The organism is Nonlabens ulvanivorans, from assembly GCF_032922765.1.
Classification (GTDB): Bacteria; Bacteroidota; Bacteroidia; order Flavobacteriales; family Flavobacteriaceae; genus Nonlabens; species Nonlabens ulvanivorans.
The window spans coordinates 2,561,484-2,582,694 of the sequence record NZ_CP136694.1; the positions used below are offsets into that span (position 1 = coordinate 2,561,484).

Consider the following 21,211-nt stretch of genomic DNA (forward strand, 5'->3'; position numbering starts at 1 on the left):
CCTGTAAATTACAAAATGTTTCTAGAAAACACGGTAAATCATAAAGAGCAATTCGGCTGGATCGAGGTGATTTGCGGTTCCATGTTCTCAGGAAAGACTGAGGAGTTGATACGTAGACTCAAAAGAGCTCAATTTGCCCAACAAAAAATAGAAATATTTAAACCGGCTATTGATGTGCGATATGATGAAGAAAACGTAGTTTCTCACGATTCAAATGAAATACAAAGTACACCTGTGCCTGCAGCAGCAAATATTCCATTACTAGCAGCAGATTGCGATGTAGTAGGTATTGATGAAGCTCAATTTTTTGATGATGAGATTGTTACCGTATGTAATGATCTAGCAAATCGTGGCATAAGAGTAATCGTTGCTGGACTAGATATGGATTTTAAAGGAAACCCTTTTGGACCTATGCCAGCACTTATGGCCACTGCAGAGTATGTCACAAAGGTACATGCTGTATGTACTAGAACAGGAAACCTAGCACAATTTAGCTATCGCAAAACCAATGATGAAAATGTAGTCATGCTGGGTGAGCAACAAGAATATGAACCCTTAAGTCGTGGTGCTTACTATAAAGCAATGCTTGCTCATAAAGTAAAAGAGCTAGATGTTCAAGATCCAGAGGAAGTAGCACAAAAAAACAAATCTTAATGCCATTACAAGGTACCCGATTAGAAGTTAACCTTGCTGCACTAGAACATAATTTTCATTATTTGAAAAGTAAACTTCAGTCTGGAGTTAAATTTATGGCCGTAGTTAAGGCAAATGCTTACGGTCATGGCGCCGTTACAATCGCACAACACCTTCAAAAATTAAATGTTGATTATATTGCGGTTGCTTATGTGTCAGAAGCTGTCGAATTGAGAGATAATGGTATTCAAAAACCTATTCTAGTATTACACGCGCAAACCTTTATGCTAGATACGTGTATAGATCGATGTATTGAGCCGGTAATTTATAGTCTAGAAATGCTAAATGCTTTTATCACAGTTGCAAAGACAAAACAACAACAATCTTACCCTATACATTTAGAGTTTAATACAGGTTTAAATAGAATAGGTATAGATTTCAAAGATATTGATGAAGTTATTTCTAAAGTAACATCTAACTCAGCTATAAAGGTTCGTGGATTACAGTCGCATCTAGCCGCAAGTGAAGATTTAAATGAGAGTAATTTCACAAATTTGCAAATCAAACTATTTGAAGAAGTTAATGCTCGATTAGAAAAAGCACTACCATACCCTTTTTTAAAACATGAGTCTAATACTAGTGGTATTTTAAATTTTAAAAATGCTCATTTCTCTATGGTCCGATCAGGTATAGGCCTTTATGGATATGGAAATGATCAAAAATTTGACGCTGAATTAATACCTATAGCTTCCTTAAAGTCTGTTATATCACAAACCAGGTGGATTGAGGCTGGAGAAAGCGTGAGTTATAATCGCAAATTCATCGCTGATGAAAGAACTAGATATGCAGTAATTGCACTAGGACATGGTGACGGTATTAACCGTATTTATGGATATGGCAAAGCACATGTTTCAATCAATGGAAAACTTGCACCTACTCTAGGGATAATCTGTATGGACATGTTTATGGTTGACATCACCAACATTGATTGTCATGCGGGAGATGAAGTCATCATCTTTGACAAACAGCTTACTGCAAGAGATATGGCAGAAAAAGCTGGAACCATTTCTTATGAAATCCTTACAGGTATTCAAAAGCGAGTACCGCGAACTTATACTCAGTAGTTATTTCGTCGTTTTTTAAAACACTTTCATCGTTGCTTTTGCAATTTTGCAAAAAATCATTTAGAATATTTTAACAAATCACAGTTTCTATATCTAAATTGCACGTCATTAACCATAATTTATATAACATGTTAAAAGAGTTTAAGAATTTTATTATGACGGGTAACGTCCTAGATCTTGCAGTTGCAGTATTATTAGCTGGAGCAGTAGGTCTTGTAGTAAACGGATTTGTAAAGATGATTATGATGCCTATCATAGGTCATTTTGCAGGAGGAATGAGTTTTGAAGACTTAAAAATTATTTTAAGTGAAGCTCAACTAGCTGCAGATGGTTCTGTTGCAGTTGCAGAAAATGCTATCCAGTATGGAGCATGGATTAATACAATCATCAACTTAATCATAGTTGGATTTGTTCTTTTCATGATTGTTAAAGCGTACAATAAGTCTAAAGCACCAGTTGAAGAGGCTCCAGCAGCACCAGCAGGTCCTTCTCAAGAAGAACTTCTTGCTGAAATACGTGATGTATTAAAAGCTAAAAACTAATAAATACTTAATCTAAGTATTTGTATTAAGCCGTTCTGTTTTGACAGAACGGCTTTTTTATTTGTCAATTTTTGAAAATATTAGGAGTCAAATCAATTCTAGGATATACTTTTGAGCAAATTAAATTTATTCACATGAAAATAGCAGTAGTAGGCGTTACCGGAATGGTAGGCCAGGTCATGTTGCAAGTTCTAGAAGAACGCAACCTTAATGTTTCAACTCTAATTCCTGTAGCTTCAGAAAAATCTGTAGGTACTGAAATTACTTTTAAGGGTAAACAGATAAAGGTAGTAGGCATGAAACAGGCTATTGAATTAAAACCAGATATTGCGCTATTTTCTGCTGGTGGATCAGTAAGTCTTGAGTTTGCTCCACAATTTGCAGCTGTAGGCACAACAGTAATCGATAATTCTAGCGCTTTCCGTATGGATAGTGATAAGAAATTAATCGTTCCAGAAATAAACGCTGGTTCTCTAACTAAAGATGATAAAATAATAGCAAACCCTAATTGCTCTACCATTCAAATGGTGCTGGCTCTAGCGCCGTTGCATAAAAAATATGGAATAAAAAGGCTGATTGTTTCTACCTATCAATCCATTACTGGTACTGGAGTAAAAGCCGTAGAGCAATTAGAGAATGAATACAATGATATAAAAGGAGAAATGGCTTATCCTTATCAAATCCATAGAAATGCCATTCCACACTGTGATGTATTTGAAGAAAATGGATACACTAAAGAAGAGCTCAAACTCATAAGAGAAACTCAAAAAATACTTGATGACCGCACCATTGCCGTTACAGCAACTGCGGTGCGCATTCCTGTGGTAGGTGGTCATTCAGAGTCTGTGAACCTAGAATTTGTAAAGGATTTTAATGAAGGCGATGTTCGCAAACTACTGGCTAGTACTGATGGTGTAACCGTTCAAGATAATGTAGATGTAAATTTATATCCTATGCCACTTATGGCACATGGAAAAGATGACGTTTTTGTAGGTCGTATACGACGTGATCACTCAAGAGAAAATGCGCTCAACATGTGGATTGTGTCAGATAATCTGCGCAAAGGTGCCGCGACTAACGCCGTACAAATTGCTGAATTCCTTATTCAAAGTAAGCTTGTAGGTTAAACCTTTTATTAAAGTGAATTTTAAGTGTTATAAAGCAAACACGTAAAGTGTATACTTGTTAATGAGTTAATCATCCTTTTGATTACGATGACTTCTTGTGATAAGGATGATTTTTTAGATGTAAAAGAAAGTAATGTTTCTACCTTTAAAATGAATGGTTCTACATCCAGTCTATCTAAAATTAAAAGTGAAGATGATAAGTTGTTTAACTTTATATCACAAAGAGCTTTAAATATTTCAAAATCTAGTAATAGTACTACTGGAACGATTCTTGACACTACACATATTCAGGTACTAGAAGGCGTAGACTTTAAAAATTATATTTTTAGAGTAGTACCAGATAGTACTCAAACAATAGATGTATTGAAAAATTATATGCTTGTGGTATTAAAAGATAGTATCCAACAACAGTTTATGGTAACCTATCCATATATAAATCAAGTGATCGATACGACTCATGTGGTTATAGAACCTGTCTTTGGTACTGATATTTTAAATCAAGTAACCTTGAAATGTGGTGATGGTGGTAGTTATCAATCTGTATGGATCCCTGGCGGTTACGATAGAAAACCTTGTTAAAATTTAAATTATGAAATATATATTACTAATAATAAGTTTATTGACTTTAAACTCTTGTTTTAGTCAAGTACATCCTATTTATGATTTGAATCCGCCATTTGATGATACGGGTCTTTATTTTAAAGATATAAATAATGACTTAGATAAATATGTAGGTACTTGGATATGGGAAGAGAATGGCAATAAGCTAACGGTTGTATTGCAAAAAAGCGTTATGCATAATATGTTTGATAGATATCAAGAAGATATAATAGTAGGTAATTATAAATATGAGGAGAATGGAGTCATTATCATAGATACTATGACTAATCCAGCTCCTTTGCCTGATTTGAATTCTGACCAGTTTTCTATTAAATTATGGAGTAGTAATAGATCACCCAATATTTCAGAATTATATGGTCGTATTCTTGATCCTGTAAGAAGTTATTATGCGAGTTACAACTTAGAATGTTATTATACCCCACCAAGTTTATCACCTTTAGGAAGTACAGCTTCTACTGAACCTGCTAAAATGCGCTTTGTAGCTATAACTAATGGTCTTCGTCCTACTCCTTGGGATCAACCTCTTGATACACGACCAATTACATCTAGAATACCATATGATATTATTGTATTAAAGCAATGATGAGAAAGTAGTTTATTGTGATAGAGTATAACAAATGATGTTATTAAACATTAATGAAAAATTATATTAATATACTTTTATTACTTGTCCCATTGACATTTCTTTATGGGCAATCACCTATTTATCCTATCTATAATAATGGTGTTAACTTACCTGATGATTATACTAATGTATATTTTAAAGATTTAAATAATGATTTAGATAAATATGTAGGTACTTGGATCTGGGAAGAAAATGGAAATAAGCTAACGGTTGTATTGCAAAAAAGTGTTATGCATAATATGTTTGATAGATATCAAGAAGATATATTAGTAGGAAATTACAAATATGAAGAGAATGGTGTTGTTATAATAGATACCATGACTAATCCAGCTCCGCTAACAGGCGTGAGTGATGATGAATTTTTTATTGATTTATGGGGAGATAATAAATCTCCCGATTTAATAGCTATTTCTGGATTTCTTGTTGATCCTATAAGAAGCTATGCGGGCTATCACTTAGAATGTACTTATACACCACCAAGTTTATCACCTATAGGAAGTACAGTTCCCGTTGAACCTGCCCAAATGCGTTGGGTAATTATTCCTTATGGTTTTTTAGGTATCGACTCTTGGGACCTAACAGAAACCATAGATAGAACTCTACCAATTACTTCTAGAGTACCTCTTGATTTGATGATGGTGAAGCAGTGATAACAGGGTGTTTCCATAGAAATAACTTTAACCTTATTAACTAATCCCTTTTAACTAACTTTACGTGAGTTAAAAAGGGATTTTTTATGATGTCACGTTTACTATTCACTTTCTTATTTATTTCTATAGGTGCTCAAGCTCAATTCTGGACTGAGAATGCGTCTGGATTTCCATTAACATCTACTGGATTATCAAAAATTCATATTGTAGATGATAATGTAGTTTGGGCGACTGGTTATGATGGGATCAACCCTAATATCAATGTACAACGATTTAGTACATCAAGTGATGCTGGTGCTACATGGACCGCTGGTTCTATAGATGTGGGAAATGTTAATTTAGGAATCTCAAATATATCTGGTGTAAGTGCAACAACAGCATATATAGCCGTTCATCCGCGTGCTTCAGGTCAGATAGGTGGCGTGTGGCAAACAGTTGATACAGGAATTACTTGGACTCGTCAATCTGGCGCTCTTTTCAATAGCGCGACTAGTTTTACAAATGTGGTACATTTTTATAATACAAATGATGGTGTCGTGATAGGCGATCCCGCAGGCGGCTATTGGGAAATATACACGACAACAAATGGTGGTACTAGTTATACTAGAGTTCCTAGTTCAAACATACCTGCGCCTTTAACCAACGAGGTAGGCTATCTAGCACAGTATACTCATTTAGGGGATAACATTTGGTTTACTACTAGCGCAGGAAGAGTCTATCATTCTGCAAACATGGGAAACAATTGGAGCGTTTTTAATACACCACTTAGTGATTTTGGTGGAACAAATTTAAGTGGAGATATTACTTTTAGTACCCCAAATAAAGGAATGATTCAAGATAATTCTGGTAACTTATTTATAACACAAGATACTGGAACCACATGGAATCCAGTAAACATCTCTGGCACAGGCTTCCCATATGGTGGTGCTATTGCTTATATCCCTAACTCTTCTAGAGTGGTGAGTACCGGCGGTGATACTGCACTAGCAGGTACCGCTTACTCTACAGATGACGGCATTACATGGACTAATGTAAGTACAGATCAACATGTTGACGTCGCTTTTTTAGATGAGGATACTGGTTATAGTGGCGGATTTAGCACTATTAGTACACAAGATGGTGTCTATGTCTATACAGACAGTGTACTGTCTACTTATGATCAATTAGCAGCAGATGGTTTTTCTATTTACCCTAATCCTAGTTCAGAATTTATCAATATTTTAAGTACTCAACCTATAGAAAAAGTTGAAATTTATGATATCAATAGTAGATTATTAATGGAATATAGTAACATATCATTGATTGATGTGACTGATTTACAAAGTGGTATTTATTTTATTAAAGTTAATGCTACTTCAACCACACAGCAACTAATAAAAAACTAACTATGAAAAAAACACTTCTCGCAGCCACTGTTCTTATGGCATTGGCATCTTGCGAAGAAAAAAAACAGAGCTCAAAACAAATGGCAGTTACTTACCCTACTACTCAAACCGTGGACCATGTAGACACCTATCATGGTATAGATGTACCAGATCCATACCGCTGGTTAGAAAATGATCGCAGTGAAGAAACTGGTGAATGGGTAAAGGCAGAAAACAAGGTTACTAACGAGTATTTAGATCAAATACGCTTTCGCGAAAGCGTAAAAAACCGTCTTACAGAATTATGGAACTATGAGAAAATAGGGGCTCCTTTTATAGAAGGTGACTACTCTTATTTTTATAAAAATGACGGCTTACAAAACCAATATGTGATATACCGATTTCCTACTAACGGAAAAATGGAAGATGCAGAAGTTTTTCTTGATCCTAATCAATTTTCAAAAGATGGAACGACTTCTCTAGGTGGTACTTCTTTCACTAAAGACGGATCTCTATTTGCTTATGCCATCTCAGAAGGTGGAAGTGACTGGAGAAAAATTATCGTTTTAAACACTAAAGATTTAACTCAAGTAGGAGATACCATAAAAGACGTGAAATTTTCTGGAATGTCTTGGAAAGGTAATGATGGTTTCTACTATTCTAGTTATGATAAGCCTGACGGTAGTGAGCTGAGTGCTATGACAGATCAGCATAAACTGTATTATCATAAGTTAGGTACACCACAGAGTGAAGATCAAGTTATCTTTGGTGGTACAGCAGATCAAAAGTATAGATATGTTGGTGGTGGCGTTACTGATGATCAAAACTACTTAGTCATTTCTGCAAGTACATCTACTAATGGTGGTAAGATGTTTATGAAAGAATTAAATAAACCCAATGCACCACTAGTAACCGTTCTAGATAATTTTGATACCAACACTTATTTACTGCATAATGAAGGTTCTAAGTTATGGTTGGTAACAGATTATAATGCGCCTAATAAACGTATAGTATCGACAGATTTTTCTAATCCTACTCAAGAAAGTTGGGTAGACGTGATACCAGAAACAGAAAATGTGCTATCACCATCTACAGGTGGTGGATACATCTTTGCAGAGTATATGGTAGATGCCGTATCTAAAATACAACAGTATAATTATGATGGTACTCTTGTTAGAGAAGTAAAATTACCCGGAATAGGAAATGTGGGCGGTTTTGGCGCTAAAGAGAAAGATAAAACACTTTACTATAGCTTTACAAATTATACCACTCCTGGAAGTACTTATTTATATGACATCGCCACTGGTGATTCAAAACTATATCGCAAACCAGAGATTCAATTTAATAGTGATGAGTATGAATCAAAGCAAGTGTTTTACACCTCTAAAGATGGAACTAAAATCCCTATGATTATTTCACATAAGAAAGGATTAGTATTAGATGGTAAAAACCCAACAATACTTTACGGTTATGGTGGTTTCAACATCTCACTTAATCCTGGTTTTTCAGTTTCAAGAGCTGCGTGGATGGAAATGGGCGGTATTTATGCCGTTGCAAATTTACGCGGTGGTGGTGAATATGGTAAAAAATGGCATGACGCTGGTACTAAAATGCAAAAGCAAAACGTGTTTGATGATTTTATAGCTGCAGGAGAATGGTTAAAAGATAACGATTACACCTCTACAAAATATCTTGCCATCCAAGGTGGTTCTAACGGTGGATTATTAGTAGGTGCAACGATGACACAGCGACCAGATCTAGCCGGTGTAGCATTCCCAGCAGTAGGTGTGTTAGACATGTTGCGATATAATAAGTTTACTGCTGGTGCAGGATGGGCTTATGACTACGGAACTGCAGAGGATAATCCAGAAATGTTTGAATACCTTAAAGGATATTCTCCATTACACAATATTAAAGAAGGTGTTTCTTATCCTGCGACGATGGTAACTACTGGCGATCACGATGATCGTGTCGTTCCAGCACACTCGTTTAAATTTGCTGCTGAACTGCAATCTAAACAAGCTGGAGATGCTCCTACCTTAATACGAATAGAGACTGATGCTGGTCACGGTGCAGGTAAATCAACCGCACAAGTAATTCAAGAACAAACAGATATTTATAGTTTTGCCTTATTTAATATGGGATTTGAAGAACTACCAGAACTTAGTACAAGAGTAAAAATGTAAATCTTAGATTTCATTAGAAGATAATTGTTAAAACCCATGCAAATAGTATGGGTTTTTTTATTGCATAACCTTTATATAATCTTTTATAAACCATCATATAAGACTTAGCTAACACCATTCAGTTATTGAAGACTTTTTTTTGTACATGCCAAAAAATCAATAAAATGAATAAAATAATTTATGCCTTAATTGCAATTATATTATGTAGTTGTAATAATGATGATGATGATACTAGTGATCAAATCTCACTATCTACTGAAGTAAATTTTCAAAGAGCTGCAACTATTCAAGTCGGTGGTGAAGGCAGTGCTGAAATAAGTGCCTATGATATCGTCAGTAAGAAGCTATTTGTTATAAATGCAGAGTCAAATCAGATTAATGTTTATGACTTATCAAATCCTAGCATTCCAATGGAACAACCAGCTATTTCATTAAGTAGTGGATCTCCTAATAGTGTAGCAGTTGGTGATGGTATAATTGCCGTAGCGGTAGAAAATGACAATAAGCAGCTTAATGGTACAGTCGTTACTTATGACATTAATAGTCAAGCCCTATTAAATAATTATACTGTAGGCGCATTACCAGATATGGTTACTTTTACACCAGATGGTGAAAAAATTCTTGTTGCCTGTGAAGGTGAGCCTAATGATGATTATACCATTGATCCTGAAGGAACAGTAGGTATCATCACACTTTCAAATGGAGCGATACAATTAATCAATTTTGCGAGTTTAAATAATCAAGAGGCATCTTTAAAAAATGATGGCGTTCGTATTTATGGCCCAGGCGCCACTGTAGCTCAAGATTTAGAACCAGAGTACATAGTTGTATCAGAAGATGGGAATACCGCATATGTAACTTGCCAAGAAAATAATGCTCTAATGAGTATAGACGTTAATACTGCAGCTATAAATTATGTAAAAGCATATGGTGTTAAAGATTATAATAACCCTTTAAATAGCATAGATGCCAGTGATAGAGATGGTGTAACCCAATTAAAAAATTGGCCTGTACTTTCTTATTATCATCCAGACGGAATGGATATCGTTACAATAAATGGGCAAGAATTGATCGTTACAGCAAATGAAGGAGACGCTCGCGATTACGATGGATATTCTGAAGAAGAAAGAGTTAAGGACCTTATTTTAGACCCAACAGCTTTTCCTGATGCAGCTAGTTTACAAATGGATGAGAATATCGGTCGATTAAAGACAACAACTGCAAACGGTGATATCGATGGTGACGGAGATTATGATGTAATTTATGGATACGGTGCTCGTAGCTTCAGCTTTTGGGATACCAATGGAAACCTTGTTTATGATAGTGGAAATAGTATAGCAGTAAACACTTTAAATATAAACCCTACACGATTCAATGATGAAGATGGACGTAGTGATGATAAAGGTGCTGAGCCAGAAGCAGTAGCTGTTTTAGAAATAAAAAGTAATACATCAAACACTAATTCTATAAACAATAGATATATACTCGCTGTAGCAATGGAACGTACAGATGGTGTTCTATTATATGATGTCACAAACCCAAATAATCCAGTATTCCTAACGTGGCTAGAGCCAATAGGCGATAAAGCCCCAGAAAGTTTATTAATGATTCCGCGAGAAGAAAGCGGCAGTGACAAAGCACTTCTAATTATCAGTAATGAGGATAGTGGTACCGTTAATATCTATCAAAACAATGTTTTAGATTAATACATCTGCTCAATAATATTAAACCCATGCAAATTGCATGGGTTTTTTAGTTTCTAGCAAATACCTTTGTAGCATGCTACATTTAAAAGACGTTCAGTTTTCTTATCCACAAGGTAAAGCCTTACATCATATCAATTTAAAAATTGAACAAGGAACACATGTGGCACTCATAGGAGAAAGCGGTTGTGGAAAAAGTACATTACTGAACTTAATTTACGGCTTACTGCAAGAAGAAAGTGGAGAGATCACTTTTGAAGGTAAAAAATTAGATGGTGCAGATTTTCATCTTGTGCCAGGACACCCTATGATGAAATATGTTCCACAGGAATTTGATTTAATGCCATTCACTACCGTTTTTGAAAATGTAGGTGAACATCTTTCTATACAGATTGATGATAGAGTAACTCGCATTACAGATTTACTTCATATAGTCGATATGAGCGACTTTAAAGATCGTAAGGTTAAAACACTAAGCGGCGGACAAAAACAACGTGTAGCGATTGCTAAAGCGCTCGCTCAACAGCCTGAGGTTCTATTATTAGATGAGCCTTTTTCCAATATTGACAATTTTAGAAAAAACGATTTACGACGTAGCCTTTTTTCTTATTTGAGAAAAGAGAACATCACATGTTTGATTGCTACACATGATAAGGATGATGTATTGCCATTCACACATGAAACTATCATCATGCGCAATGGTCAAGTCATTGATCATAGAAAAACAATTGATTGCTATCAAAAGCCCTTAAATAAATATGGAGCTTCTTTATTCAACGAGGTAAATATCATACCTGTAGGATGGTTCAATAATACTAAAGAAATCATATGCTATCCAGAACAGCTTATTGTTAATGAAAAAGGCGTTGATGCAATTGTAAAGAGCGCTTATTTTAAAGGAGTAGATTATCTTATTCAAGTTACATGTCAGGATGAAACCTTGTTATTTAACTCTTTTGAGAAGCTTGATCCTGGTCAAAAAGTGAAATTAGCTTTAAAGAGCAATTAAAACTTAGACAACTCAGTTTAAAAAATCAACAACTCAGTAAAAGAGAATAGTAATCAGCCTTATTTCATAGGATGTTTGTATCATCAAACCATGACCTATGAAAACTCTTTTCTTATTACTAATTATGACCTTATCAATATCCAGTCTTGCACAGACCATTGTAAGCGGTCAGGTTATAGATGAAAAAAACATACCCGTTCTAGGAGCAAATGTTTATTTAAAAGGAACTTATGATGGCACCACGACCGATATAGATGGTAAGTTCTCTTTTGAAACTACTGAAACTTCTACAGTAACCTTAGTCGCCAGTTTTATAGGCTATGAAGATTATATCCAGCAATCTGACGTTAGAGAGCTGAATGGTGTAGAAATACGCTTCCGCGAAAGCGTAAATAGTCTTAACTCTGTGATTCTAAATGCTGGAACTTTAAGTGCTGGAGACAGTTCTAAGGCGAGCGCACTTAAACCACTTGATATAGTAACCACGGCTGGTGCAGTAGGTGATTTTGTCGGTGCATTGCAAACACTTCCAGGAACGAGTGCAAATCCAGATGATGGGCGTCTTTTTGTACGTGGTGGAAGTGGTGAGGAAACTCAAGTATTTATTGATAATAGTAGAGTATTCCGCCCTTTTGTGCCAGTTACTGGAAATATACCTACACGAGGAAGGTTTTCTCCTTTCTTATTTGATGGAATATCATTTTCTACTGGTGGTTACAGTGCAGAGTATGGTGACGCTCTATCGAGTGTATTATTATTAAATACCACTGATATACCTACAGAGGAAAAAACAGACTTACAAATCATGAGTGTCGGTGGCGGCGTGGGAAATACACAAATATGGGGAAAGAATAGTGTTAGTGTTAATGCTAGTTATATTAACCTAGGTCCTTATAATCAGTTAATACCGCAAAACAATCAGTTTGAAGATCCATATGAATCTATTAGTGGTGAAGCTGTCTATAGACATCAACTCGAGAAAGGGATGTTTAAGGCTTACAGTGCTTATTCTTATAGTAATTTTAGTATCCTACAAGAAGATATTAATATAGAGGATGGGATATTCTTTGGACTTAAAAACGGGAATTACTACGGGAATTTAAACTATGAGCAGCGTCTTAACAATGATTGGAAAATGGAAACTGGTCTTAGTCTAGCACATGATCGTAATGACATTAACGTTGCAGGTACAGATGTGGACACTAGAGAAAATGCATTACATGCAAAAATAAAATTGCGTAAGCGTTACAATAATTACTTTAAAATCCACTACGGTGTAGAACAGTTTATCATCAACTATAAAGAAGGTGTTGTTATAGAAGATAACGCTTTTGAATCATCTGTTAATTCTTCTAATTCAGGCGTTTTTACAGAGGCTGAAGTTTTTCTATCTAAAGATCTTGCCTTTAAAGCTGGTGTAAGAGCAGATTATTATGGCTTAAGTGAAGAGTTACTTATATCTCCTAGATTGAGCGCTGCCATAAGTGTATCTAAGAATTGGCAGGCATCTATTGCTTATGGGCAGTTCTATCAGCAGGCTCAAAATAATATTCTTCAATATAATGAGCAACTAGCACCAGAAAGTGCAGAGCATTATATCCTTAATTTTTTATATCAAAAAGATGGTCGCATGCTACGTGCAGAGACCTACTACAAAAACTATTCTAGTCTATTAACCTATGATACTGACAGACCACAATTTGATAGTAATTTTGAGGTAAATGGAGATGGCTATGCGACTGGACTAGATATATTTTGGCGCGATGAGAAAACTGTTAAAAATTTAGACTACTGGATCAGCTACTCTTATCTAGATACTGAAAGACAGTACCTTAATTTTCAAGAAACTGCAACGCCTAATTTTGCCAGTTCACATAACTTCAGCGCGGTAGGAAAGTATTGGGTTGAGGATTTAAAATCACAAATAGGTATTACCTACAATTATACCAGTGGTAGAACATTTACTAATCCTAACCTAGAAGGTTTTCTTAATGATAAAACAACCTCATTTCAAAGTTTAAATTTAAACTGGGCATATCTCATCGATCAACAAAAAATCGTATTCCTATCAGTGACAAATATCTTAGGAAGAGAAAATATATTTAATTATCAATACAGTAATATACCTGATCAGATGGGCAATTTTGATCGTAGATCCATAGGTCAGGCTGCAGACAGATTTATTTTTGTAGGCTTCTTTTGGACGCTAGGTAGTAATGACAATCAACTAGATAATCTATAAAATTTTGCTTTGCACAACTCAGTATCAAGATACGACAGTTGGGTTGATTACGCTTTCGCGAAAGCGTAATACACAGCATATTTACTATATCAACAACTTCTAAAACCTTTATTATGAAATCAATTACTACTCTTATTATTCTGTTCTTAACTCTTTCTATAAACGCTCAATCGGGCTATGAAAAAGCAATGATTAAAGGATTAGAGCTTATCAAAACAGATTTACTCGCTGCATCGCAACAATTTGAAAGAGTCGCCGCTGCCGAGTCTGATAGATGGGAACCAGCCTATTATGTGGCGCTATGTAATATAAATAGCTCTTGGGGACAAAATCCAAAAGACAAGACTGTGCTTTACATGAAAAAAGCACAAGACTATATTAACGATGCCAAGGCAATTTCTACAAATAATCCAGAATTAATGGTTTTACAGGGACTTTTAAATACTTGCTGGATTACCTATGATGCAAAAACATTTGGAATGAAATTATCTGCAGAAACAACAGCTTTATATGAGAAAGCTTATAATATAGCGCCGGAAAATCCTAGAGTTGCACTTTCTAGAGCAGAGTGGTTGATGGGTAGTGCAAAATACTTTGGTAAAGACATCACACCTTATTGTAAACTCATTGATAAAGCTATTTTATTATTTAATGAAGAAGTAGTAACTGGCTTTACACCATCATGGGGAAAAGAACGAGCGCTAGAAGTACAAACGACCTGTAATAAAGATTAATTGAATTAGCCTTCAAAAAAAGTCCCATATTACTAGTTGTAATATGGGACTTTTTAATATTTGGAAATTTATTTTTATTTCTTTGCTTCCATCTCAAAATCATTCATAAATGCTGTGGTATAATTACCTGCAACATAATCTGGATGATCCATTAGCTGTCTATGAAAAGGAATTGTAGTTTTAATACCTTCAATTACAAACTCATCTAGAGCTCTTTTCATTTTATCAATTGCTTCCTGACGTGTACGTGCAGTAGTAATTAACTTTGCTATCATAGAATCATAATTAGGCGGGATAGAATAACCTGCATAAACATGAGTATCTAGACGCACACCATGACCGCCTGGTGCATGAAGTGTAGTTATTTTACCTGGAGAAGGACGGAAATCGTGATAAGGATCCTCAGCGTTAATACGACATTCTATAGAGTGTAATGTAGGCTCATAATTCTTACCTGATATCTTTACACCAGCGGCAACTAAAATTTGTTCTCTTATAAGGTCAAAATCTATTACCTGTTCTGTGATAGGGTGCTCTACTTGAATACGAGTATTCATTTCCATAAAGTAGAAATTACGGTGCTTATCTACTAAGAATTCTACCGTACCAGCTCCTTCATATTTAATAAATTCTGCAGCTTTAACGGCAGCTTCTCCCATATCCTTACGCAACTTTTTAGTCATGAATGGAGAAGGTACTTCTTCCGTTAATTTTTGGTGACGACGCTGTACAGAACAATCGCGTTCACTTAAGTGACATGCTTTTCCATAAGAATCACCTACAACCTGAATTTCAATATGACGTGGCTCCTCAATGAGTTTTTCCATGTACATATCATCATTACCAAACGCAGCTTTACTTTCTTGACGAGCACTTTCCCAAGCTGCTAGTAGGTCTTCTTCTTTCCATACAGCACGCATACCTTTACCACCACCACCGGCAGTCGCTTTAAGCATGACAGGATATCCAGTTTCTAAAGCAATTTTTTTACAATCCTCAAAATCTGCAATAATACCATCAGATCCTGGTACACAAGGTACACCAGCAGCTTTCATGGTTTCTTTTGCAGTTGCTTTATCTCCCATTTTTGCAATCATATCTGGACTAGCGCCGATAAATTTGATATCGTGCTCTCCACATATACGAGAGAAATCTGCATTTTCAGAAAGGAATCCATATCCTGGGTGAATAGCATCTGCATTTGTGATTTCTGCAGCACTAATGATATTAGAAACTTTAAGATAAGATAAGTTACTAGGTGGTGGTCCTATACAAACAGCCTCATCTGCAAATTTAACATGGAGACTATCAGCATCAGCAGTAGAATAAACAGCTACTGTCTTGATTCCCATCTCTTTACAGGTTCTAATAACTCTAAGAGCTATTTCACCACGATTTGCTATCAATATTTTTTTAAACATGATACGTTTTTTATGTTAGTGTAAATGTGGTATTTACGCTTTTGCGAAAGCGTATCCACAAAAAATCCTTCTTATTAATTAAGAAGGATCTACTAAAAATAATGGTTGGTCAAATTCTACCGGAGAAGAATCATCTACTAAAACTTTTACGATAGTACCAGATACCTCACTTTCAATTTCATTGAAAAGTTTCATAGCCTCAATAATACAAAGTGTATCACCTTCTTTAATACTATCTCCTACTTCACAGAAAAGTGGTTTATCTGGAGAAGGTTTTCTATAAAAAGTACCAATAATAGGTGATTTTACAGTAACATATTTACTGTTATCATCTGCTGCTGGTGCTGGTGCAGCCTCTGTTGCTGGTGCTGCAGCTGGTGCCGCTGCAGGAGCTGCTTGTGGCATAGGTGCTGCTTGCATAGGCATTGCTTGTTGTACATAAGTCACTTCATTAGAGTCTGATCCAGTTCTAATTGTGATTTTAACGTCATCCATTTCTAGCTTTACCTCGCTAGCTCCAGATTTTGCTACAAACTTGATTAAGTTTTGAATTTCTTTTATATCCATAATTTAAGTGGTTATGATTAGCTATTATAAGCCCATGTTAATAAAATAGAGCCCCAAGTGAATCCACCGCCGAATGCAGCAAACACCAACTTGTCACCTTTTTTTAATTGAGATTCATATTCGTTTAATAGTAATGGTAATGTAGCACTAGTGGTGTTTCCATAGCGATCTATATTCATCATTACTTTTTCATCTGGTAAGTTGACTCTTTTAGCGGTAGCGTCTATAATACGCTTATTTGCTTGATGAGGTACTAACCAATCCACATCTTCATTAGTAAGATTGTTACGTTTAACAATCTTCTCTGCGACGTCTGCCATATTAGAGACTGCATATTTGAAAACGTTTTTTCCATCTTGAAATACAACGTGCTGGTTATTATCTATAGTGTCATGACTTGCTGGCATTAAAGAACCTCCAGCTTCAATTTTCAAGAAGTTTCTACCTACGCCATCACTTCTTAATATTTCGTCTTCATATCCTACCTTTTGATCTTCAGTAGCTTCAAATAGAGCAGCTCCAGCGCCATCACCAAAAATGATGCATGTAGTACGATCTTTGTAATCAATAATACTAGACATTTTATCTGCGCCTATAAGGAGTACTTTTTTATAGCGACCAGATTCAATATAACTGCTTGCTGTGCTCATTCCATAAAGGAAACTAGAACATGCAGCTTGTAAATCATAAGAAAATGCATTAACCGCACCTATCTCACTTGCTACATAAGCAGCCGTTGATGCTACAGGCATGTCTGGTGTCACAGTTCCTACTATGACTAAGTCTATAGATAAAGGATCTAAATCTTTTTTCTTGATAAGGTCTAGCGCCGCTTGAATAGCAAGGTACGAGGTTCCCTTATCCTTATCTTTTAAAATCCTGCGTTCTTTGATACCAGTACGAGTAGTGATCCACTCATCATTTGTATCAACCATAGTCGCTAGGATAGCGTTAGTAAGCTTGTAGTCTGGCACATAGCCGCCTACTGCAGTAATCGCCGCTTTGATGTTACTCATACAGGTGATTCTAGTAATTATTAGAGCCGTGAAAGCTACTGAAAAACTTGCAGAAATAAATAAAAATGACACGTTTTAATTAAAAACGTGTCATTTTTTATGAATTTGTAAAGAAAAGCTTTGTTTTCTACTGATTTGATAAATCAGCAAACTATGCTTCTACTTCTTCTGCTTTGTCGATTAATACATTACCGCGGTAATATAATTTACCTTCATGCCAGTGTGCTCTGTGGTAAAGGTGTGCTTCACCAGTTGTGCTATCTGTTGCAATTTGTGGAACACTAGCTTTGTAGTGAGTTCTTCTTTTATCTCTTCTTGTTTTGGAGATTTTTCTCTTAGGATGCGCCATGGCTATTTATTATTATCCGTTTGTATTTTTTTTAATGCGTCCCATCTGGGATCAGTACTTTCTTTATTGTCTTCTATAATATCAAGGTCTTTCGGCTGCAGCTCTTCCAATTTATCGAGCAAATCTGAATCTAATGATCCGTCTTCTACTCCTGGATGAACTCTTTTCAATGGAATACCTAGCACCAACATTTCATACACAAATTGACTTATGTTTAATTCATAAGCGCCATGTGGTAAAATGAGTAGCTCTTCATTATCATCATTATATTCTGGACCGAATTTAATAATGACATCCATTTCTGTTTCAATGTCCAAGTCAAATGGCTCATTAGTAACATCACAATTGACATTAATTGAACCTGAAGCCTCTAGATGCAATTCCATTATAGTGGATTTTTTATCTAATGTGGCTTCAACATTTAACTGAGAACTATTGAAGTCCTCAAAACCAAAATTTTCAAAAAACGTATTATCAACCTCATATAGAAACTGATGTTTCCCCTGCTTTAAACCAACAAAGGAAATATTAAAATCTTTGAGTTCCATAATCTTCCTCGTTAAACGAGCGGGCAAAGATAATAAAAGTTATTAAAAATACATTGTTAATATTATCTACGTTTTTTAGAAATATTTTTTAACGGGTTTGCAGATAGCTCATCATACATCTTTCTGTGCTTAAAAACAGTGACCGCAGTATGTATAGCCGCCATAAATGAAGATGGATTTGCACTTCCCTTTCCTGCAATATCAAATCCAGTTCCATGATCTGGACTAGTTCTTACATGACTTAATCCTGCAGTATAATTGACACCAGAACCAAATGTAATCGTTTTAAACGGCACTAATCCTTGATCATGATAAGATGCTAAAACAGCATCAAATTGCAAATGTTTTTTATTTCCAAAAAAACTATCTGCTGGATATGGTCCGAATATTAACGTACCATCTTTTCTCAATTCTTCTAGAACAGGAATTAATGATTCTTGGTCATCTGTGCCTATAACGCCATTATCTCCTACATGAGGATTAATACCTAGTACAGCAATTTTAGGCTTAACGATTCCAAAATCTTTCTTCAACGACTCTTTAATGGTGCCTATTTTTGTTTTGATAAGTTTTTCTGTAATTTGGCTAGGAACCTCTTTTAAGGGTATGTGATCTGTAAGTAATCCTACTCTTAGATCTTCAGAAACCATAAACATCAAACTTTCCCCTTCTAACTCTTGATTAAGATAGTCGGTATGACCTGGGAATTTAAACTCTTCTGACTGTATAGACTCTTTATGAATAGGAGCCGTCACTAAAACATCGATTTGATTTAATTTTAAAGCCTCTGTTGCCGCCTTTAAACTACGTACTGCTAGTTCACCAGCAACAGGATCAACCGTTCCCCAATTTACCCTAAACGGCTCTTTAATTAATCGTACTACATTTACCTTACCATCCACAACATCATCCAGCGAGGTGATTCCATGAATTTTAATATTAAGTTTTAAAGTTTTAATGTAGTAAGATAAAAGTTTTGTACTTGCAAAAATCACTGGAGTGTATAGCTCCAACATCTGATTATTCTCAAATGCTTTTAAAATAATCTCTCCACCTATTCCATTAGGATCACCTAATGAGATTCCTACTCTATTGTTTTGCTTTTTGTTCATGCGGTGCTTTGTTTTTCGCCGTATTTTTGAGAAGATAAAAGTAACGGTTTTTCATCACTTATGTTTACAGGAATTATAGAGTCTGCTGCAAGAGTTATTCAACTCAAAAAAGAAAATACAAATTTACACTTAACACTAGAGAGCAATATCACTAGTGAGTTAAAAATAGATCAAAGTGTTGCACACAATGGTGTCTGTTTAACGGTAGTTGCCATTGATGGTAATAAATATGTTGTTACCGCAATTGAAGAGACCTTACAGAAAACAAATATCGGTGCACTTATTATAGGTGATATTGTAAATATAGAACGGGCTATGAAAATGAACGCTAGGCTGGATGGTCATATCGTTCAAGGTCATGTTGATCAAACAGCAGTTTGTAAAGATATTATTAATAAAGACGGCTCATGGATATTTACTTTTGAGTACGATAAGGACTTACATAACGTAACTATTGAAAAAGGTAGCATCTGCATAAATGGTGTCAGCCTTACTGTGGTTAACTCTAAAATTAATGGATTCTCTGTAGCTATAATACCTTATACGTATGAGCATACAGGTTTTAAAACATTAAAAAAGAATAACGTCGTCAATTTAGAATTTGACGTTATCGGTAAATATGTAAAAAGATTAATGGGTTTATAATGCTCTTCGGCGGCTTTTATAAACAGCAATAGCGCCTATAATAACAGCACTTGCTATTAAGAACCATATATTTCCATCCAATGGAACGTCTCCTACAGGTGGCGGTATACCCATCTTAGGAACAGGTGGTGTTGCTTGTTGTACTAACACTGTTAGGGAAAGTGAAAGAATATTGCTCATAGTTGTTTTAACGAATGCGAAAATAAAACTTTAATTGAATTAGCGCAAAAAAGTAATGTGAACTTGATGTAAAGTTTAAAAACAATGCTTTTCATCGATGAAATACGATTTTTAAACTTGAAAAGAGCCTGAGATTTATCCCATATTCATTTAAAAGGTTCACATTTTATTCTAAAACCAATTTAATACAGAGATATATCACTTTTACAAAATAAAAAAACCTCAGCTTTAAAACTGAGGTTTTTTAAACTTGTGGGCCCACCTGGGCTCGAACCAGGGACTTTCTGATTATGAGTCAGATACTCTAACCAACTGAGTTATAGGCCCGACAACTATTTTAATGGAATAGTATGTCCTAAAAAGTCTGCAAATTTAAACTATAATTCTTTTTGTACAAACTATTCTTCAATTTCCTGACATAACTCTACCAATACACCATTGGCAGATTTGGGGTGAATAAATGCAACCCATTTATTATCAGCACCTTTCTTAGGCTCATGATTCAAAATTTTGAATCCTTCTTTTTCTAATCTTTTTAATTCTGCTTTAATATCTTTAACATTAAAAGCAACGTGATGTATACCTTCACCTCTTTTTTCTATATATTTTGCAATAGCACTATCTTCATGAGTAGCAGCTAATAACTCAATTTTATTCTTTCCAGATTTAAAAAACGATGTCATTACATGCTCACTTTCTACAGCCTCACTTTTGTATGGTTTCCTTCCTAAAAGTTTCTCATAGGTTTGATTTGCTTTTTTTAAATCTTTAACAGCAATTCCTAAATGCTCAATTTTTCCTAACATAACTCTT

General features: G+C 35.2%; 22 protein-coding genes and 1 tRNA gene. 14 read left to right on the forward strand and 9 right to left on the reverse strand.

The genetic code is table 11. The features are described from left to right. The first annotated feature begins 15 nt into the window (after nucleotides 1-15). The 13 genes from R1T42_RS11585 (at nucleotide 16) to R1T42_RS11645 (ending at nucleotide 14,560) form a co-directional block, all read left to right on the forward strand. Nucleotides 16-654: a thymidine kinase gene (locus R1T42_RS11585; protein ID WP_036583393.1), complete on the forward strand. Its 639-nt coding sequence runs from the start codon at nucleotides 16-18 to the stop codon at nucleotides 652-654. After that, the gene (gene alr, locus R1T42_RS11590; RefSeq protein ID WP_317290434.1) at nucleotides 654-1,757 is read left to right on the forward strand and encodes an alanine racemase; all 1,104 of its coding nucleotides are present in this window, start codon (nucleotides 654-656) and stop codon (nucleotides 1,755-1,757) included. The genes R1T42_RS11585 and alr overlap by 1 nt, the downstream gene beginning before the upstream one ends. A gap of 128 nt (nucleotides 1,758-1,885) precedes the next feature. Continuing rightward, on the forward strand, nucleotides 1,886-2,299 hold the full coding sequence (gene mscL, locus R1T42_RS11595; protein WP_036583391.1) for a large conductance mechanosensitive channel protein MscL: 414 nt from the start codon (nucleotides 1,886-1,888) through the stop codon (nucleotides 2,297-2,299). Between the two features lie 134 nt (nucleotides 2,300-2,433). After that, nucleotides 2,434-3,426: an aspartate-semialdehyde dehydrogenase gene (locus R1T42_RS11600; protein ID WP_317290435.1), complete on the forward strand. Its 993-nt coding sequence runs from the start codon at nucleotides 2,434-2,436 to the stop codon at nucleotides 3,424-3,426. Between the two features lie 78 nt (nucleotides 3,427-3,504). Beyond that, nucleotides 3,505-4,005 carry a hypothetical protein gene (locus R1T42_RS11605; RefSeq protein WP_317290436.1) on the forward strand — a complete coding sequence of 167 codons (501 nt, stop codon included), beginning with the start codon at nucleotides 3,505-3,507 and terminating at the stop codon, nucleotides 4,003-4,005. Nucleotides 4,006-4,015: 10 nt separating this feature from the next. Then, the gene (locus tag R1T42_RS11610; RefSeq protein WP_317290437.1) at nucleotides 4,016-4,630 is read left to right on the forward strand and encodes a DUF6705 family protein; all 615 of its coding nucleotides are present in this window, start codon (nucleotides 4,016-4,018) and stop codon (nucleotides 4,628-4,630) included. A gap of 53 nt (nucleotides 4,631-4,683) precedes the next feature. Further along, entirely contained in the window at nucleotides 4,684-5,322 is a 639-nt protein-coding gene (locus R1T42_RS11615) for a DUF6705 family protein (RefSeq protein ID WP_317290438.1), read from the forward strand. Nucleotides 5,323-5,408: 86 nt separating this feature from the next. Continuing rightward, nucleotides 5,409-6,707, forward strand: coding sequence for a T9SS type A sorting domain-containing protein (locus tag R1T42_RS11620; RefSeq protein ID WP_317290439.1), 1,299 nt, complete (start codon nucleotides 5,409-5,411; stop codon nucleotides 6,705-6,707). A gap of 2 nt (nucleotides 6,708-6,709) precedes the next feature. Continuing rightward, on the forward strand, nucleotides 6,710-8,872 hold the full coding sequence (locus R1T42_RS11625) for a prolyl oligopeptidase family serine peptidase (protein WP_317290440.1): 2,163 nt from the start codon (nucleotides 6,710-6,712) through the stop codon (nucleotides 8,870-8,872). A gap of 164 nt (nucleotides 8,873-9,036) precedes the next feature. After that, the gene (locus tag R1T42_RS11630) at nucleotides 9,037-10,578 is read left to right on the forward strand and encodes a choice-of-anchor I family protein (protein WP_317290441.1); all 1,542 of its coding nucleotides are present in this window, start codon (nucleotides 9,037-9,039) and stop codon (nucleotides 10,576-10,578) included. A gap of 73 nt (nucleotides 10,579-10,651) precedes the next feature. Further along, on the forward strand, nucleotides 10,652-11,584 hold the full coding sequence (locus R1T42_RS11635) for an ABC transporter ATP-binding protein (RefSeq protein ID WP_317290442.1): 933 nt from the start codon (nucleotides 10,652-10,654) through the stop codon (nucleotides 11,582-11,584). Between the two features lie 97 nt (nucleotides 11,585-11,681). Then, a complete protein-coding gene (locus tag R1T42_RS11640) occupies nucleotides 11,682-13,826 on the forward strand; it encodes a TonB-dependent receptor (RefSeq protein WP_317290443.1) in 2,145 nt (714 codons plus the stop codon). A gap of 113 nt (nucleotides 13,827-13,939) precedes the next feature. Further along, a complete protein-coding gene (locus R1T42_RS11645; protein ID WP_317290444.1) occupies nucleotides 13,940-14,560 on the forward strand; it encodes a hypothetical protein in 621 nt (206 codons plus the stop codon). 74 nt (nucleotides 14,561-14,634) lie between these two features. Here the strand turns inward: R1T42_RS11645 and accC are convergent, their stop codons facing one another. The 6 genes from accC to pdxA form a co-directional block, all read right to left on the reverse strand. After that, nucleotides 14,635-15,981 (reverse strand): acetyl-CoA carboxylase biotin carboxylase subunit, encoded by a 1,347-nt coding sequence (gene accC / locus R1T42_RS11650; RefSeq protein WP_317290445.1) that lies wholly within the window; start codon nucleotides 15,979-15,981, stop codon nucleotides 14,635-14,637. Between the two features lie 78 nt (nucleotides 15,982-16,059). Next, entirely contained in the window at nucleotides 16,060-16,548 is a 489-nt protein-coding gene (gene accB, locus R1T42_RS11655; RefSeq protein WP_036583368.1) for an acetyl-CoA carboxylase biotin carboxyl carrier protein, read from the reverse strand. 17 nt (nucleotides 16,549-16,565) lie between these two features. Beyond that, nucleotides 16,566-17,564, reverse strand: coding sequence for a beta-ketoacyl-ACP synthase III (locus R1T42_RS11660; RefSeq protein ID WP_036583366.1), 999 nt, complete (start codon nucleotides 17,562-17,564; stop codon nucleotides 16,566-16,568). A 151-nt stretch (nucleotides 17,565-17,715) separates the two neighbouring features. After that, nucleotides 17,716-17,913 (reverse strand): 50S ribosomal protein L32, encoded by a 198-nt coding sequence (gene rpmF, locus R1T42_RS11665; RefSeq protein WP_317290446.1) that lies wholly within the window; start codon nucleotides 17,911-17,913, stop codon nucleotides 17,716-17,718. A 2-nt stretch (nucleotides 17,914-17,915) separates the two neighbouring features. Further along, on the reverse strand, nucleotides 17,916-18,461 hold the full coding sequence (locus tag R1T42_RS11670) for a YceD family protein (protein ID WP_036583361.1): 546 nt from the start codon (nucleotides 18,459-18,461) through the stop codon (nucleotides 17,916-17,918). 62 nt (nucleotides 18,462-18,523) lie between these two features. Then, nucleotides 18,524-19,573: a 4-hydroxythreonine-4-phosphate dehydrogenase PdxA gene (gene pdxA, locus R1T42_RS11675; protein WP_317290447.1), complete on the reverse strand. Its 1,050-nt coding sequence runs from the start codon at nucleotides 19,571-19,573 to the stop codon at nucleotides 18,524-18,526. A 60-nt stretch (nucleotides 19,574-19,633) separates the two neighbouring features. Here pdxA and R1T42_RS11680 point away from each other — a divergent pair, with 60 nt between their 5' ends. Then, entirely contained in the window at nucleotides 19,634-20,218 is a 585-nt protein-coding gene (locus R1T42_RS11680) for a riboflavin synthase (protein ID WP_317290448.1), read from the forward strand. Here R1T42_RS11680 and R1T42_RS11685 read toward each other — a convergent pair. From R1T42_RS11685 to mce, 3 genes are all read right to left on the reverse strand, one after another. Beyond that, entirely contained in the window at nucleotides 20,213-20,398 is a 186-nt protein-coding gene (locus R1T42_RS11685) for a hypothetical protein (protein ID WP_317290449.1), read from the reverse strand. The two genes, R1T42_RS11680 and R1T42_RS11685, sit on opposite strands and share 6 nt — an antisense overlap. Before the next feature lie 253 nt (nucleotides 20,399-20,651). Further along, nucleotides 20,652-20,725, reverse strand: a tRNA-Ile gene (locus R1T42_RS11690). A gap of 71 nt (nucleotides 20,726-20,796) precedes the next feature. Continuing rightward, on the reverse strand, nucleotides 20,797-21,204 hold the full coding sequence (gene mce, locus R1T42_RS11695; RefSeq protein ID WP_317290450.1) for a methylmalonyl-CoA epimerase: 408 nt from the start codon (nucleotides 21,202-21,204) through the stop codon (nucleotides 20,797-20,799). Nucleotides 21,205-21,211 lie beyond the last annotated feature (7 nt).

Coding starts and splice junctions, on each gene's coding strand:
- R1T42_RS11585 (WP_036583393.1), top strand. CDS start 16: ATGTTTCTAGAAAACACGGTAAATCATAAAGAGCAATTCGGCTGGATC.
- alr (WP_317290434.1), top strand. CDS start 654: ATGCCATTACAAGGTACCCGATTAGAAGTTAACCTTGCTGCACTAGAA.
- mscL (WP_036583391.1), top strand. CDS start 1,886: ATGTTAAAAGAGTTTAAGAATTTTATTATGACGGGTAACGTCCTAGAT.
- R1T42_RS11600 (WP_317290435.1), top strand. CDS start 2,434: ATGAAAATAGCAGTAGTAGGCGTTACCGGAATGGTAGGCCAGGTCATG.
- R1T42_RS11610 (WP_317290437.1), top strand. CDS start 4,016: ATGAAATATATATTACTAATAATAAGTTTATTGACTTTAAACTCTTGT.
- R1T42_RS11615 (WP_317290438.1), top strand. CDS start 4,684: ATGAAAAATTATATTAATATACTTTTATTACTTGTCCCATTGACATTT.
- R1T42_RS11620 (WP_317290439.1), top strand. CDS start 5,409: ATGATGTCACGTTTACTATTCACTTTCTTATTTATTTCTATAGGTGCT.
- R1T42_RS11625 (WP_317290440.1), top strand. CDS start 6,710: ATGAAAAAAACACTTCTCGCAGCCACTGTTCTTATGGCATTGGCATCT.
- R1T42_RS11630 (WP_317290441.1), top strand. CDS start 9,037: ATGAATAAAATAATTTATGCCTTAATTGCAATTATATTATGTAGTTGT.
- R1T42_RS11635 (WP_317290442.1), top strand. CDS start 10,652: ATGCTACATTTAAAAGACGTTCAGTTTTCTTATCCACAAGGTAAAGCC.
- R1T42_RS11640 (WP_317290443.1), top strand. CDS start 11,682: ATGAAAACTCTTTTCTTATTACTAATTATGACCTTATCAATATCCAGT.
- R1T42_RS11645 (WP_317290444.1), top strand. CDS start 13,940: ATGAAATCAATTACTACTCTTATTATTCTGTTCTTAACTCTTTCTATA.
- accC (WP_317290445.1), bottom strand. CDS start 15,981: ATGTTTAAAAAAATATTGATAGCAAATCGTGGTGAAATAGCTCTTAGA.
- accB (WP_036583368.1), bottom strand. CDS start 16,548: ATGGATATAAAAGAAATTCAAAACTTAATCAAGTTTGTAGCAAAATCT.
- R1T42_RS11660 (WP_036583366.1), bottom strand. CDS start 17,564: ATGAGTAACATCAAAGCGGCGATTACTGCAGTAGGCGGCTATGTGCCA.
- rpmF (WP_317290446.1), bottom strand. CDS start 17,913: ATGGCGCATCCTAAGAGAAAAATCTCCAAAACAAGAAGAGATAAAAGA.
- R1T42_RS11670 (WP_036583361.1), bottom strand. CDS start 18,461: ATGGAACTCAAAGATTTTAATATTTCCTTTGTTGGTTTAAAGCAGGGG.
- pdxA (WP_317290447.1), bottom strand. CDS start 19,573: ATGAACAAAAAGCAAAACAATAGAGTAGGAATCTCATTAGGTGATCCT.
- R1T42_RS11680 (WP_317290448.1), top strand. CDS start 19,634: ATGTTTACAGGAATTATAGAGTCTGCTGCAAGAGTTATTCAACTCAAA.
- R1T42_RS11685 (WP_317290449.1), bottom strand. CDS start 20,398: ATGAGCAATATTCTTTCACTTTCCCTAACAGTGTTAGTACAACAAGCA.
- mce (WP_317290450.1), bottom strand. CDS start 21,204: ATGTTAGGAAAAATTGAGCATTTAGGAATTGCTGTTAAAGATTTAAAA.